Annotated in this window: 13 protein-coding genes; 8 read left to right on the forward strand and 5 right to left on the reverse strand. The window is 34.9% G+C overall.

Features of this window, described 5'->3' with window-relative positions:
- Nucleotides 1-12: 12 nt before the first annotated feature.
- Both CEY12_RS13810 and CEY12_RS22875 read left to right on the forward strand, forming a co-directional pair.
- A complete protein-coding gene (locus CEY12_RS13810; RefSeq protein ID WP_089028240.1) occupies nucleotides 13-963 on the forward strand; it encodes an isopenicillin N synthase family dioxygenase in 951 nt (316 codons plus the stop codon).
- A 74-nt stretch (nucleotides 964-1,037) separates the two neighbouring features.
- Nucleotides 1,038-1,193 (forward strand): bacteriocin-like protein, encoded by a 156-nt coding sequence (locus CEY12_RS22875; RefSeq protein ID WP_410493850.1) that lies wholly within the window; start codon nucleotides 1,038-1,040, stop codon nucleotides 1,191-1,193.
- A gap of 57 nt (nucleotides 1,194-1,250) precedes the next feature.
- On the opposite strand, the gene CEY12_RS13815 is transcribed toward CEY12_RS22875, so the two are convergent.
- Together CEY12_RS13815 and CEY12_RS13820 are read right to left on the reverse strand one after the other, a co-directional pair.
- Complete coding sequence (locus CEY12_RS13815) at nucleotides 1,251-2,297, reverse strand: PA0069 family radical SAM protein (RefSeq protein ID WP_089028241.1); 1,047 nt, start codon at nucleotides 2,295-2,297, stop codon at nucleotides 1,251-1,253.
- Nucleotides 2,298-2,418: 121 nt separating this feature from the next.
- Nucleotides 2,419-2,613 (reverse strand): hypothetical protein, encoded by a 195-nt coding sequence (locus CEY12_RS13820; RefSeq protein ID WP_089028242.1) that lies wholly within the window; start codon nucleotides 2,611-2,613, stop codon nucleotides 2,419-2,421.
- A 173-nt stretch (nucleotides 2,614-2,786) separates the two neighbouring features.
- Between CEY12_RS13820 and CEY12_RS13825 the strand changes: the two genes are divergently transcribed.
- Nucleotides 2,787-3,137, forward strand: a complete 351-nt coding sequence (locus CEY12_RS13825) for a hypothetical protein (protein ID WP_089028243.1) — start codon at nucleotides 2,787-2,789, stop codon at nucleotides 3,135-3,137.
- An 18-nt stretch (nucleotides 3,138-3,155) separates the two neighbouring features.
- Here the strand turns inward: CEY12_RS13825 and CEY12_RS22640 are convergent, their stop codons facing one another.
- The 3 genes from CEY12_RS22640 to CEY12_RS13835 are packed head-to-tail and all read right to left on the reverse strand — an operon-like array spanning nucleotide 3,156 to nucleotide 6,640.
- A complete protein-coding gene (locus CEY12_RS22640) occupies nucleotides 3,156-4,454 on the reverse strand; it encodes a hypothetical protein (protein WP_228409698.1) in 1,299 nt (432 codons plus the stop codon).
- An 8-nt stretch (nucleotides 4,455-4,462) separates the two neighbouring features.
- Complete coding sequence (locus CEY12_RS22645) at nucleotides 4,463-5,806, reverse strand: hypothetical protein (RefSeq protein ID WP_228409699.1); 1,344 nt, start codon at nucleotides 5,804-5,806, stop codon at nucleotides 4,463-4,465.
- A 36-nt stretch (nucleotides 5,807-5,842) separates the two neighbouring features.
- A complete protein-coding gene (locus CEY12_RS13835; RefSeq protein WP_089028244.1) occupies nucleotides 5,843-6,640 on the reverse strand; it encodes a DUF2797 domain-containing protein in 798 nt (265 codons plus the stop codon).
- Between the two features lie 89 nt (nucleotides 6,641-6,729).
- Between CEY12_RS13835 and CEY12_RS13840 the strand changes: the two genes are divergently transcribed.
- The 5 genes from CEY12_RS13840 (at nucleotide 6,730) to CEY12_RS13860 (ending at nucleotide 16,065) form a co-directional block, all read left to right on the forward strand.
- Nucleotides 6,730-7,752 carry a GDP-mannose 4,6-dehydratase gene (locus CEY12_RS13840; RefSeq protein WP_089028245.1) on the forward strand — a complete coding sequence of 341 codons (1,023 nt, stop codon included), beginning with the start codon at nucleotides 6,730-6,732 and terminating at the stop codon, nucleotides 7,750-7,752.
- A gap of 143 nt (nucleotides 7,753-7,895) precedes the next feature.
- Nucleotides 7,896-8,117 carry a DUF2795 domain-containing protein gene (locus CEY12_RS13845; protein ID WP_027382805.1) on the forward strand — a complete coding sequence of 74 codons (222 nt, stop codon included), beginning with the start codon at nucleotides 7,896-7,898 and terminating at the stop codon, nucleotides 8,115-8,117.
- Nucleotides 8,118-8,233: 116 nt separating this feature from the next.
- A complete protein-coding gene (gene secA, locus CEY12_RS13850; protein WP_089028246.1) occupies nucleotides 8,234-11,305 on the forward strand; it encodes a preprotein translocase subunit SecA in 3,072 nt (1,023 codons plus the stop codon).
- Nucleotides 11,306-11,640: 335 nt separating this feature from the next.
- Nucleotides 11,641-13,821, forward strand: a complete 2,181-nt coding sequence (locus CEY12_RS13855; protein WP_089028247.1) for a TonB-dependent siderophore receptor — start codon at nucleotides 11,641-11,643, stop codon at nucleotides 13,819-13,821.
- A 36-nt stretch (nucleotides 13,822-13,857) separates the two neighbouring features.
- Nucleotides 13,858-16,065 (forward strand): TonB-dependent siderophore receptor, encoded by a 2,208-nt coding sequence (locus CEY12_RS13860; protein WP_089028248.1) that lies wholly within the window; start codon nucleotides 13,858-13,860, stop codon nucleotides 16,063-16,065.
- The last annotated feature ends 18 nt before the right edge of the window (nucleotides 16,066-16,083 follow it).

Genomic DNA, 16,083 nt, shown 5'->3' on the forward strand with positions numbered 1-16,083 from the left:
AAATTTCTAAAAATGGACAAAATACCTAGTGTAGACCTGCGTGATTTCCTTTCGGGTAACCCGGAACGCAAACAGAAATTTGTAAATGAAATCGGAAAAGCTTACGAAGAAATTGGTTTTGTAGCCTTAAAAGGGCACTTTCTTGATGACCAATTAGTAGGTGATCTTTATGGTGAGGTGAAAAACTTTTTTGAACTTCCTACGGAAACGAAACAGAAGTATGAGATTCCCGGAATTGGAGGACAAAGAGGTTATGTAGGATTCGGTAAAGAAACCGCAAAGGGTTTCAAAAAAGGAGACTTAAAAGAATTTTGGCATTTCGGACAGTATGTGTCTGATGATTCAAAATATAAAGATGAGTATCCTGACAATGTGATCGTTGATGAACTTCCGAAATTCAACGAGGTAGGTAAAGAAACTTACCAAATGCTGGAAAAAACAGGAAAGTCTGTTTTAAGAGCCCTAGCACTGTATCTTGGTTTGGACGAGTTTTATTTTGATGACAAAATAGCAGAAGGAAACTCTATTTTAAGACCTATTCATTATCCGCCAATTACTCAGGAACCTGATGATGCTGTAAGAGCTGCTGCTCACGGAGATATCAACTTAATTACCCTTCTAATGGGCTCTCAGGGAAAAGGACTACAGGTACAAAATCATAATGGAGATTGGATTGATGCAATTGCTGAACCAGATGAATTGGTGATCAATGTTGGTGATATGCTTTCGAGGCACACTAATAATAAGCTCAAGTCTACGATTCACCGTGTGGTAAACCCGCCAAGAGAATTATGGGGAACTTCAAGATATTCAATTCCTTTCTTTATGCATCCGGTAAGTGGAATGTCACTGAACTGTCTTGAGAATTGTGTAGATGAGACTCATCCGAAATTATATGAAGATACAACAGCCGGAGAATTTTTACACGAGAGGCTTATTGAATTAGGATTAATTAAAAAATAATTTCAAAAGTTCGTTTTTCATGTCAATTTTTAATTATATATTTACTTTCGTATCAAATTTTTAATTAAAACAGTATGAAAAACTTAAAAAAACTAAACAATAGTCAATTAAAGACTATTGCTGGAGCGGGAATCAAACCAGTAGAAGATTTCTGTATGTATTATTGCGATGGGGTTGTTATTTGTGCAACTTGCAGCGATGATTTCAAATGTCCGGATAATACAATGTAGAATATTACATTCTACACAACACTACAAAACCGTTCCATTATTTGGGACGGTTTTTATTTAATCAAAAAGTCTCAACTGCTGATCTTTTGCTCCTGTAAAATTGGCTGTTGAAAGTTTCGGAAATACCTTATCTGAAAAATACTTTTTCTTCCCGATTTTAAAAGTATTATGAATCATCTCCGCAATATTCCCTTCTCCCTTATATCTGTCAAAATATCTTTTTTCCCCCAATTTCCCGCCGCGCATTGACCGGATCAGATTCAGTACTTTTTGAGCCCTGTCCGGGAAGTGGGTTTCAATCCATTTCACAAACACCGGTTCAACCGTGTCGTTTAACCTTACCAGCGTGTATCCAAACCCCAATGCTCCCGCATCTGAAATAGCCTTTAAAATGCCTAGGGATTCATCACTGGTTAAACCAGGAATCACTGGAGCCACCATTACATGGACAGGAATCTTGTTTTCAGATAAGATCTCAACTGCTTTTAATTTATTTTTAGCAGAACTGGTTCTTGGTTCCATTTTTCTGCGTAAATCTTCATTTATGGTTGGAATACTTAAAGAAACAGAAACCAGATTTTGTTCAGCCATTGGTTTCAATATATCCAAATCCCTTAGTACCAATGCATTTTTTGTCAAGACATTGACAGGATGTCTATAATCAAGACAAATTTGCAGGAGTTGCCGTGTGATCTCAAATTGCCTTTCTGCCGGCTGATAGCAATCTGTATTTCCTGACAGCAAAATAGGCTCGGCCTTGTATCCTCTTTTCTGAAAAAAATTTTCAAGTAATTGAGGGGCATTCTTTTTTACCATGATCTTTCTTTCAAAATCAATCCCCGCACTATATCCCCAATATTCATGAGTTGGTCTCGCAAAACAATAAGAGCATCCATGCTCGCATCCCTGGTAAGGATTCATAGAATACTCCATAGGAAGGTCTTCACTTTTCACCTGATTAACGATCGTTTTAGGAAAAACTTCGGTGAATGAAGTTTTTACTGTTTCGAAATCTTCATCCTCAGGTTCAAAGGTATACCTCTCGAAATGATTAATTACATTTCGCTGAGCTCCCTGACCTTTTATGATATTTTCGTTCTGCATTCTCATGTAAATTTAGAGTGGTTTTCTTTAATAATAATTAATTTTAACACTAAAGTTTTCCACAAAAAAATCCAGCACATTCAAAGTGCTGGATTTAAACAAAATTAGATATATCGTTTTACTACTTCACTGCACAAAATTCGACACCGTGATATTCATCTTCATGCTCCTTCCCATCGAAGTGTCTGTGATAATCTGAATAATAATCACTGTATTTTTTATCTTTTTTATTTAAAATCTTTTTTATTCCTAAGAAACTTAATACTGCCAGAAGTCCAACTCCTCCTGCCAATAAAACTCCAATTTCTTTTTTCATATTCTGTTCGATTTATTAATGTCTGTATTGCAAAAAATGTACCTTTTCTATTTTAGGCAATTATAAATTTTGTTAACATTAAAAAATAAATTTGAACAAAGAATACATCATACACAGGAGAAATTCATAAAAATAATGGTTTAATTATTGTACTACCTGAGAAAAGCATTACTATGGATAATTCAGAAAACATTGACAGAATGACTACTCTAAGCCAGGTTATGAATACCTTATCTGAAAGAGGAATAAAAAGAGAGTTCAGAATGAATGAAGATTGTGAAATGAAATTTGAAAATTCAGACAAAAATTACCAGCCTTCGGATTTAACCATTATAAAAACATATCGTTTTGAGGGAGAAAGCGACCCCGACGATAACGCCGTTCTTTACGTACTCAAAGATACTGCAGGAAATATAGGGATGATGATCGATTCTTATGGGGCAGACAGTAATTATCCTGGTGAAAAATTTGATGAATTTCTAAGGGAAATCCCCGTTAAGGAAAGTGATGAATTCAATTTTTAAATAGATATAAACCCGAAATTATTCTTTTTCGGGTTTCTCTTTTTTCTTAAAGACATTTTTTAGAAATCCTTTTTTAGGTTTGTCTTCTTCAACCTTTTGGGAGCTTTCTTCTTTATTATTATCCTGTGTTGTTCCTTTAATCTCTTTAATTGATTCTTTTACATCTTTAACCGCAGAAACCGTTTTCTTAACTGCCTTTTTTGCTTTATCGGTATTAACTCCTATTAATGTTTTCTTTAACCCTTCCTGAATACCTTTCCAGAACAAGTTAAAAAAAGATTTTGTTGGATCCCTTTCTACATTTTCTACCATAACGGAGTCCGGAAACTGACCAGAGTTTGATTTTATAAACAAGTTTGCAACGGCCGTTAAAAAGCCTTTCTTCTCTTCATTATTCTTATTTAAAATGGCAATTTTAAGATCTTTATGCTTAAGATTAAAAGTTCCTCCCAATCCTTTTGGATTTCCTCTAAAATTGAAAAGCATCTCCTGAATAGTACCTGTTGCTGTAATATGAAGATATGGTCTGATGAAAGGGTTGATGCCTTGTGCTGGTAGATTAACTGCCTTACCGGAAATCGTAAAATTATCATGCTGATCCGCAACATTAAAATTCCAATCGACAGCTAAAGGCGCAAGATTCATAAACGAACAATCAATTTTTATTTGTACCTGAGTTGGTTTTCCTTTAAACTTTGCTGAATTCAGGTTTTTGACATTCATATTAAAATTGCTAAATGTTAATTTTCCCGGTCCGGAGCTTTCCGGAGTATCTTCTTCATATACGAGAACTGAATTCTTTAAATCAAGATTATTAATATACATCGGAATTTTAATAGATCTCAGAAGCCTTGAGTACAAAGGTTTTTCTTTCGGATCATCCTTGGGGATCTTACTTCTGAAAATATTAGCATCCGCAGATTGAATGACAACATGAGACGCATTAATAAATTTGTTACTGGAAAATAACTCCCAATTACCTTCAGCAGTAATCTGGCCCGCTTTCAGATCATACAAATCTTTCTCCACCGGGATCATTTTAATAAATTGAGCTCTCGAAACAAGTGGTTTCATTGCAAAATTATTAACCTGAACTTTATTCTTACCTACTTTCAAAAGTCCAACACTCATATTGTAGAACTTTGTTTTGTAAGCAAAATTTTTCGTGGTAAGCTGATAATCTTTTACGGTAACTCCAAGTCCTGAATGATCTGCTTTTGGCTTCAGTTCTATATGATTTATTGTAGCGTTGAGATCGTTAAAAGTTAGTGGTTGATCTCCTTTATCATAAATAATATTTGAGTTTTTGACTGTCACCTTTCTTATTACCAGAGGAAACTGAATTCCTGTAAAGTCAGCTTTCTTTTTTGCGCAGCATCCCGGGCTTTGATCTTTCCATATATGCCATCCACAAGAACGTCCTTTACATCAAGATTAAGTTTTTTATCAATAAATTCCCATTTATTGATATTAAAAGCGATGTGATTAGCTTTAAAATCCAGTGATGTTCTGGAATCGGTAGGTAAGGCAACAATATTTCTAATTTCTCCACTTTTCGGATTCAGCGCCACACTTCCAACAGTAATATTCTGTTTATCTGTATAATGAATATCTTTCCCTGAAAAATTAAAATCATTATAATTTATCGGGATTATATTTTCAGAGGATTCTTTATTAAATGCAAGCTTATTAATAGTCAGATTTAAACCTTGTCCATATAAAAGTTTATTTCCATCTGGCTTAAAAACCTGCACCGCTCCGTTACTTAATTTAATATCTTCAAGATTCAATCCGAAGCTCACTGGTTTATCACTCTTCTTTACGACAGCTCCTGTTGTATAAACGGTCAGTAATGGCTTTTGAAAATCCGCATTGGATAAAGAGATGTTATTTTTCTTCAACACCACATCTTTAAATTCCATTTTTTGGATATCAAACTTGAAAAGTTTATTTTTTTGGGGGTAAAACTTTTTAAACTGATTGAAACTCAGCAATGGGATGAGTTTAAAATCCTCAACAAGCATCTGTCCGTTCGTCGTACTTATTCTTTTGATTGTCAGAGCATAAACATTGTCGAGACGGAAGAAAAAATCTTTACCCTTAATATCATATTTATCGAACACGACTGGTAATTTATCTTCAACCGACTCTTCTGTCATCTGAAGATTTTCAACAAATAAATTGAATTGCTTTACCCCTAAAAATTTCTGTTTATTATATTTAAAGATATTTATGTTGCCCTTATTGATCCTGATATTTTCAAACAGGACAGGATTTCTTTTCTTGCCGTTTTTTTTATCGACCGGTTTTGCCAGGGTAACATTCAGATTAGGATTTGCCAGTAACAGGTCCGTAGAACTTATAGTCTTGTTAACGACAGCATCATAAATTCCCAAACGACTGATCTTCAAAGTATCTATTGTTCCCTGAAGACCAATAACATTCGTATTTTGTGGATTTTTGCTGTTTATTGTAATTCCCTTTGCCAGAATATTTCCACTCCCTATATCTACATCCAATGTTTTGTAGGAAACTTTATAATCTGTATTGTTCTTGATGTATTTAGGAAGCTGGGTTTTAAGCCAGATATTTAATCCAAAGTTAGCTAGCAAGAAAATTATTGCTAAAACTCCGAGACCAATTAATGACTTTTTAACCCATTTTTTCATATTTGTGATTTGGACTAATTATATCTAAATATAATATTAATTTTTTACACTTAGCTCTATTACATATCCCTCATGTCCTCTTACATTAATAAAATCTCCACCTTGAAAGCTGAGATACTGTCCTTTTATTCCGTTTAACCGGCCTGTAAATTCGGGTTTTTTATCTAATGTGAAGGAACTTACTTTTTCGGGTTTATCAAAGGGATAATCAAATTTCCAAAGTTCTTCCCCTTCACTATAGAATTTCTGGAAATCCTCCGGAAAGTATTGTTTTATTTTTTGCTGAAAATCTGCAAGGTCCATTTCACCTTCAAAATCATCCTGCAACATCTTTTTCCAATTGGTTTTATCAGGCAAGTGATCTTTCAACGCTACTTCAATCATTCCAGCTTCATAGCGATTCTCAGTTCTTGCAATAGGTAAGGCAAAAGTTGCTCCCTGATCAATCCACCTTGTTGGGATCTGGGTATTTCTTGTCACTCCTACTTTTACATCTCCTGTATAAGCAAGATACACTGTGTGAGGTTGGAGCTGAATTGATTTCTCTATCTCCAAATCCCTTTCGGCAACTCCGAGATGAGCCGTTGAAAGTTCTGGACGAATAATGGTATCACTCGCATAAGGGCTTTCAAAAAAACAATTTTTACAGAATCCCATTCTGTAGATGGGTTTATTTTCTCCGCAGTTTACACATTGAAATCCGGTATGTTTTAGAGTCAGCTCTTTTCCGAACAATTCATTCATATGAATTAAATCTCCTGAAAGATTAAGATAGTATTGAATAGGCTTGTCATCGTAGCTCGTCATTTTTAAAATTTGTCCTTGAAACTGCATATTAACTTTATATTACTTTTTTAAGTAAATTTAATGATTATATTTTCAAGAAGTAAATTTTATATTTTTGTGCTAATAAAAAAACACGAATGACATATCTTATAACTGGAGGGAGTGGATTTATAGGTTCTCATTTAATAGAACACCTATTGAAAAATGGACAATCTGTCATAAACGTAGACAACTTTGATGACTTTTATAATTATCAGATAAAAGTTAAAAATACATTAGAATCCTTAGATAAAGATCCAGGTTTTGAATTTTCAGATAAAGAAAGTGACATTGACAAATTAATCTCACTCACGAAATCACATCATTATACCTTGTATTACCAAGATATCAGGTACAAAAACAAACTTGAAGAGATATTCAGGACCCATAAAGTAGATATGGTGATCCACCTGGCCGCACTAGCTGGAGTACGCCCTTCCATAGAAAGACCATTGGAATATGAGGAAGTAAATGTGAGAGGAACAATGAATCTTTGGGAGCTTTGTAATGAATTCAATATCAAAAAATTCATTTGCGCCTCTTCTTCAAGTGTTTATGGAAATAATCCCAAAACCCCTTTTGCAGAAACCGACAATGTAGACAATCCTATTTCTCCTTATGCAGCGACAAAAAAATGCGGGGAAATTCTTGGTCATGTATACCACCATTTATATGGTATTGATATGTTACAACTGAGGTTTTTTACCGTTTATGGTCCAAGACAAAGACCTGATTTAGCCATCCATAAGTTTACTAAATTAATTTCTGAAGATAAAGAAATCCCTTATTACGGCGATGGAAATACAGCAAGAGACTACACTTATATCGATGACATTGTCGATGGAATTATGAAATCGATCACCTATTTAGAAAATAATTCCAACGTGTACGAGATTATCAATCTGGGAGAAAGTGAGGTGATCTGTTTATCGGACATGCTTTCTGCCATTGAGATGGCACTAGGGAAAACAGCTCATAAGAAAATACTGCCAATGCAGCCTGGAGACGTAGAAAAGACCAATGCAGACATCACAAAAGCCCGGACCTTAATTGGCTACAAACCAGCCACAGACTTCCAAAATGGCATAAAAAAATTTATGGAATGGTTTTTGAGAAAATGACAACAAATGATTGGTTGGCAGTAGTTTTTTCAGAGAAGTATTGCACGCTATGAACAAAAGTTAACAAAAAGAATTGAAAATCAAGTATAAAAAAGGTTATTATATAAGCTAATTTTATACTTTTGCAAAAAAAATAGAAAATTATGTACTGGACATTAGAACTAGCTTCGTATTTAAGTGACGCACCTTGGCCAATGACAAAAGCTGAGCTTATTGATTATGCAATCAGAACTGGTGCACCTATGGAGGTCGTAGAAAATCTTCAGGCAATCGAAGATGAAGGAGAGATCTATGATGCCATAGATGAGATCTGGAGCGACTATCCAACGGATGAAGACTATCTTTGGAACGAAGACGAATACTAAAATCACAAAAGCTTTAAGCTCTATGTTTAAAGCTTTTTTAGATATACCATAAACACCGGTAAGGTGTAATAATTAAATGCTCAAGGCTTAAGTTTTGAGCCTAAATCAAAATTTTTATGAGTTTTTTAAATAAAGTTCTTAAGGGGTTTTTGGGAGACAAGAAAGCGCAGGACCTAAAAGAAGTAAAAAAAGTTGTAACAAAAATCAAATCTGTTGAATCTGGTATTCAGCAATTATCTGATGATGGTTTAAGAGAAAAAACTGCTGAGTTTAAAGAAAAAATCAAATCAGCAACCAGCAACATTACCACACAGATAGAACAGATTAAAGAGCAGATAAAAAACTCAACAAATGTTGATGAAAAGGAAGCTCTTTTCACCAAAATTGAGTCTCTTAAAAAAGAATCATACGAAATTGAAGAAAAAGTTCTTGCTCAGGTTCTTCCTGAAGCTTTCGCATTAATAAAGGAAACAGCAAGAAGGTGGGCAGAGAACGGAGAGATCCGCGTAACTGCTACACCAATGGATAGAGAATTAGCCGCCGCTAAAGATTTTGTAGAAATACAGGGAGATACAGCAGTTTGGAAAAACTCTTGGGATGCAGCCGGAACTCCAGTTGTTTGGGATATGGTGCATTATGATGTTCAGTTTATTGGAGGGGTTATTCTTCACAGTGGTAAGATTGCCGAAATGGCAACCGGTGAAGGTAAAACTTTAGTAGGGACGTTACCTATTTATTTAAATGCACTTCCGGAAAGAGGAGTACACGTGGTTACTGTAAACGACTACCTTGCAAAAAGGGACTCCGCATGGATGGGACCATTGTATCAATTCCATGGAATGACTATCGACTGTATCGATAACCACCAACCTAACTCAGACGGAAGAAGAAAAGCATACAACTCAGATATTACCTATGGAACCAATAACGAATTTGGTTTTGATTACCTGAGAGATAACATGGTGACTTCACCTTCAGAACTTGTACAAAGAGAATTGAACTTTGCTATCGTGGATGAGGTTGACTCTGTGTTAGTAGATGACGCAAGAACACCTTTGATCATTTCAGGTCCGGTTCCTCAGGGAGACAGACAGGAATTTGATGTTCTAAAACCTTCTATCGACAGAATTGTAGAAGTTCAGAAAAAAACAGTTTCAGTTATTTTTAACGAAGCTAAAAAATTAATTGCTGCCGGAAATACAAAAGAAGGAGGATTCAAATTACTTCAGGCTTACAGAGGTCTTCCAAAAAACAGACAATTAATCAAATTTTTATCGGAAAGCGGAAACAGAGCATTGCTTCAAAAAGTTGAAGGTCAGTACATGCAGGATAACAACCGTGATATGCCGATTGTAGATAAAGATCTATACTTTGTAATCGAAGAAAAAAACAATCAGGTTGACTTGACGGATAAAGGAGTAGAATACATGTCTCAAGGAAACTCTGATGCAAACTTCTTCGTTCTTCCGGACATCGGAACTGAAATTGCAGAATTGGAAGCTAAAAATTTATCTAAAGAAGAAGAATTTGAAGCTAAAGAAAGATTATTCTCCGATTTCGCTGAAAAATCTGAGCGAGTACACACGATGAGCCAGCTATTGAAAGCATATACATTATTTGAAAAAGATGATGAGTATGTAGTAATTGACGGAGAGGTAAAAATCGTTGATGAGCAGACTGGGCGTATCATGGAAGGACGTCGTTATTCAGATGGTCTTCACCAGGCTATTGAAGCTAAAGAGAATGTAAAAATTGAGGCAGCTACTCAAACTTTTGCAACGGTAACGCTTCAGAACTACTTCCGTATGTACAATAAACTTGCGGGGATGACCGGTACTGCTGAAACGGAAGCTGGCGAGCTTTGGGAAATCTACAAATTAGATGTTGTGGTAATTCCTACCAACCGCCCTATTTTAAGACATGACAGACAAGATTTAGTTTTCAAAACTAACAGAGAAAAATACAACGCCGTAATCGAGGAAATTGAAAAACTAACCGCAGCAAAAAGACCTGTTCTTGTAGGTACAACTTCTGTTGAAATTTCTCAATTACTTTCAAAGGCGCTTCAATTAAGAAAAATCCAGCACCAGGTATTGAATGCTAAACTTCACAAGAAGGAAGCAGAAATCGTTGCCGGAGCAGGACAGCCTGGAGTGGTAACTATTGCAACCAACATGGCAGGTCGTGGTACGGATATTAAACTTTCTAAAGATGTAAAAGAAGCTGGAGGTTTAGCAATTATCGGTACAGAAAGACATGATTCAAGACGTGTTGACAGACAGCTGAGAGGTAGAGCCGGACGTCAGGGAGACCCTGGTAGTTCACAGTTCTACGTATCTCTTGAAGATAACCTTATGCGTCTATTCGGTTCTGAAAGAATCGCTAAAATGATGGACAGAATGGGTCATAAAGAAGGCGAGGTTATTCAGCACTCTATGATCAGCAAGTCTATTGAAAGAGCTCAGAAAAAAGTAGAAGAAAACAACTTCGGAATCAGAAAGAGACTTCTTGAGTATGATGACGTAATGAATAAGCAGCGTGATGTAATTTATAAAAGAAGAAAGAACGCTTTATTCGGAGATCACCTGAAGTATGATATCACCAATATGATCTTCGATGTTTCTAATTCTATTGCTGCAAGAGGTAAAGCGAACGGAAACTTTAAAGATTTCGAATTTGAAATCATTAAGCATTTCACAATGGGATCTCCTGTTTCTGAAAGTGACTTCGGTAATAAATCTGTTCAGGATCTTACCAATATCCTTTTCAAAGCAGCTCAGGAAGACTATCAAATGAAATTGAACCTATTGAAAGAGAAATCATTCCCTATCATTGAGAATGTTTATCAAAATCAAGGATCAATGTTCAAAATGATTCAGGTTCCTTTTTCTGATGGACATAAAACTTTGACTATCGTTACTGATCTTAAAGAAGCTTATGAAAGTCAGTGTGACACATTGATCAATGATTTTGAAAAGAATATTACTTTATCAATCATCGATGAGAACTGGAAACTTCACTTACGTGAAATGGATGACTTGAGAAGATCTTCACAGGGAGCTGTTTATGAACAAAAAGATCCGCTTGTTATTTACAAACAAGAATCTTTCCACCTATTCAGCGAAATGGTAGATAAAATGAATAAAGAAATTATTTCATTCTTATATAAAGGAGAGATTCCAGCGTAGGAAAGAATTAACACTATAAAAAAAGCCGTATCAAGAATACTTGATGCGGCTTTTTTATTAACACCTAAACGCAGAATCTGGCATCGTTTTTAAAAATAAAAATTCATTTATATTCAGTTTTTTCATATCTCTATCTGTACGTCACACAATTAATATAGTTAATAGAAATAAGAAATTTTTACTAAAAAAATAAGTTAATACTTCATAAAAAGCCCCATTTAATAGACTTAATGGGGCTTTTTGTTATTCATTAAATACCTTTTACATGATAAATATCAATTTTATGATTTATTTAGAATAATTAAAAACAATATATTTGCAAAAAAATTGCTTTCATGAAAAATGTACTGATTGGTGTTTCAATGTTGGGTTCCATATTCGCTTTTGCACAAGAAAAGGATTCAACAAAGGTGGAAAAGATTGATGAAGTTATTATGAATACCTACATCAAAAAAGACAGTGATTACTCAAATAAAATGTCTTTAAAAGCTATTGAAAACCCTCAGGTATATTCAAGTATTGACAAAGCAATTTTAGAAAACCAGGTTATTTATACTGTTGATGCAGCATTTCGAAATATTCCAGGATTACAAACCATGTGGACAGCTAATGGAAGAGCCGGTGACGGAGGCGCTTACGTAAATCTTAGAGGATTCGTGGCTTCAAACTCTTTAAGAAACGGTGTTTTAGGATCAATTACGGGAACGATAGACGCTGTTAACCTTGAAAAAGTAGAAGTACTTAAAGGTCCATCAGGAACGTTATTCGGAAGTTTATTAACAAGCTATGGTGGTGTAATTAACAGGGTTACAAAAAAACCATTCGATACATTTGGCGGAAATGTGAGCCTATCCGGAGGAAATTACGACACTTACAGAGCATCAGTTGATATCAACACTCCCCTTACAAAAGATAAAAAATTATTGTTCAGATTAAATTCTGCATACACTAATGAAGGAACTTTCCAGACTGAAGGATATAGAAGAAATTTTGCTGTAGCTCCAAGTCTTACTTATAACCCCACAGACCGATTGAATATCAATTTTGAAATGGAGTTATTCAATATGAAAAGTATGAGTGATCAAACTTTTTTCTTTTATGGTGGTGATTATTTAAAAAAGGTTAATAACGTTAAAGATCTTAATCTGGATTATAAAAATTCTTATCTCGGAAAAGATCTTAACAACACAGGAAGAAGTATCAACTTTTTCGGACAGGTGAACTATAAAATATCCAACACAATCAAATCATCAACAAATATCAGTACATCTTCCAGTTACTCTGATGGATTTATGCCTTACCTGTATTTTAGTGGTGATGATCCTACGAAAATGTACAGAAGTGATCAATCTACGAGGGATAGTAGAAAGAAAGCAATTAATTTCCAACAAAACTTTAATGGTGATTTCCGCATTGGAAACTTACGAAACCGTGTGGTTTTAGGGTTTGATTATTTAAGAATTAATAATGATCAAAATTTTTATGATGTAAACGGCTTTGATAAAGTGAATGGAGTTTCTGTTCCTGTTCCATTACATCAGCCAGGATTTGATTATACTAACTTTAATGGTACTGCACTACAAGCACAATATGATGCGATGGCAGGAAATGAAACTCCATATTTGATCAAAAGCATACAAAACAATTATGCTGTATATCTTTCCAACGTCTTGAACATTACAGACAATCTGAATGTTTTAATGGCCCTTAGAGTAGATCGTTTTTCAAATAAACCAGGTATTGTAAATCCTCAAACTTTAGAAACAGCTAAGAGCTCTAATCAAACTTTTTTCTCTCCGAAACTTGGAATTGTGTATGAAGTTATAAAAGATAAAGTTTCCTTCTTCGGAAATTACCAGAACAGTTTTAAAAACCTCGATTATTACACCAATACTGATGGCCAAATGACAACAGCCGTTCCAGAGCAGGCAAACCAAATGGAAGGAGGAATAAAGACCAGCTTATTCAATGGAAAAATTTCATCTACATTAAGTTACTATAATATTAAAGTAAAAGATGTTTTAAGAAATACACCAAACCCAAAATTTAATAGTGCACAGACTCAAGATGGTACTATTGTAAGCAAAGGACTTGAACTTGAGATCAATGCTTACCTTGTAAAAGGCTTTACTGCAATTGCAGGTTTCACCTACAATGATTCAACTTTCACACAAGCAGATGAGTCTGTTTTAAACAGAAGACCCAACACTTCAGGATCTCCTTATTTAGCAAATTTATATGCAAGCTACCAATTTTTAGATGGGAAACTTAAAGGTCTTGGATTTGGTGTTGGTGGAAACTATGCAAGTGAAAATAAAATCTATAACGCAACCGATGGGGTATTCTCTTTACCATCTTACGTTGTACTAAATGCTAACGCATTTTATGACGCTAAGAAATTCAGAATAGGTGTAAAAGTAGACAACTTCACCAACCAACATTACTGGATTGGCTATACTACCGCCAACCCACAAAGATTGCTTAATGCTTTGGGAAGCGTGACTTACAAGTTTTAATTAAATAATTCAACACACTTAAGGATAATATAAACAATGAGAAAGGTAATAATAGGAGCCGCTTTACTATCATCAATGATGGCATTCGCTCAGGAAAAAAAAGATACCATTAAATCAAATGATATTGAAGAGGTTGTAGTGAGCGGAAAATACTACAAAAAATATGTAGAAAAAGAAGGTTCTTCCTCGATGCGTTTAGATGAGGCACTCATTAAAATTCCTCAAAACATATCTATTATTACCAATAGAGCTTTAGAAGATCAGCAAGTGACTACATTAAGTGACGGGGTTCTTAGAAACGTTGCTGGAGCACAAAGATTGGAGCACTGGGGAGATATGTATACAAGAGTTAACATGAGAGGTTCAAGAGCAGCTGCTTTCATGAACGGAGTTAATGTTACTTCAAACTGGGGACCTCTAAGCGAAGATATGAGCTTTGTAGATCACATAGAATTCATCAAAGGACCTTCAGGATTCCTGATGTCGAATGGAGAACCAAGTGGTATTTATAATATTGTTACTAAAAAACCAACAGGACAATCCTTAAACGGATCTGCAAGGGTAACTCTTGGAAGCTTCAATATGTACAGAGGTGAAACGGATATCGATACAAAAATTACTGATAAAGTTGCTTTCAGATTGAATTTAATGGCTCAGAATAAGAACAGCTTCAGGGACTATGAATTCAATGACAGATATATTATTAACCCTTCATTAAAAGTTAAGTTGTCTGATAAAACAACTTTAACAGCAGAATATATCTACCAAAAAGCAAAAATGTCTGAAGTCGGTTCTGCTTATGTTTTCTCTTTTGAAGGCTACAGAGCAAAGCCAGTTGGATATACTGTTACCGATCCAAGCATTGACCCCACTAAAGTAGATAACAATACAGTTAATATCAATTTACAGCATAAATTCAATGAAAACTGGAAATTAACTTCTCAGCTAACTTATGTAAATGAGTACACGATGGGTAGTGATATCTGGCCAAGTAATTTCGAAAACGGCTACATGATTCGTCGTGTAAACTATTGGGAAGCGGATAACACGATGAAATTTGGACAAGTATTTTTAAACGGTTACGTTAAAACAGGATCTGTTTCTCACAAAATTTTAGCTGGCCTTGATTTAGGAAGCAAAAAGTATATGGCTGATTGGTCTCAGGGATATAATTTAGATAAGTTTAATGCTAATGGAGACGCTTCTGCTACCAATACAGTTGCTGACCATAACTATTGGTACAATACCAATACTGGTAATTATGATATCAATGGGATAAATGGGTATTCTGGACCTAATAATACAGAGAACTACAAAGCCTTCAATAAAAGCACTCCTCTTTCTACCAGAGCAGGTGCAGGAAGTACTATAGACCAAAATTATACTGGTTTATATTTACAGGATGAATTAGGGTTCTTTAATGATGCTTTAAGACTTACCCTTGCTGCACGCTATACCAATGTAAAAGAGATCAATTATGGAACAAAATCTGAAGCTAACAGAATTACTCCTCGTATTGGATTAAGCTATTCAGTAAATGAAAGCTTAGCGGCCTATGCTTTATATGATCAAACTTTTGTACCGCAGGCTGGTTTATTTAGAGATGGAACAACAGCAACACCATTAACTGGTAGCAATATCGAGGTAGGGGTAAAAAAAGACTGGTTCTCAGGAAAGTGGAACACCACATTATCATTATATAATATTAATAAAAATAATGAAATTACAGGAGACCCTGACCAGACAAATAACCCGAATGGAAGATATTCAATCCTTCTTGGAAAGACAAGAGTTCAAGGGGTAGAATTTGATCTTAAAGGAGAAATCGTAAAAGGGTTCAATGCCATCTTTAATTACGCCTTCACCGAAAATAAGTTTACGGAAACCACAGCAAAAGCAAAAAAAGGAGATAAAGTTCCTGGATATGCAAAGCATACAGCAAACGGTTGGTTAAACTATACCTTTACTGATGGTTTATTAGAGGGGTTCGGATTAAGTTTTGGTGGAACTTATTTAGCTGGCAGAAGCAGCTGGGATTGGGGAGCTACAAACTCTCTACAAATGGGAGATTATGTGAAATTTGATGCTGGTGCGTCTTGGGAGAATACCAAATTCAGAGTGGGAATTAATGTATTCAATGTATTCAACAGATACTTGTATTCAGGTTCTCCATATGGGAATTATTATTATTATCAGGCAGATGCTCCTAGAAACTTCAGAGTATCTATAGGATACAAATTCTAAATAAAAACAAAAGTTAGC

Origin of the sequence: Chryseobacterium sp. T16E-39 (assembly GCF_002216065.1) — a bacterium.
In the GTDB taxonomy this organism is placed as follows: domain Bacteria; phylum Bacteroidota; class Bacteroidia; order Flavobacteriales; family Weeksellaceae; genus Chryseobacterium.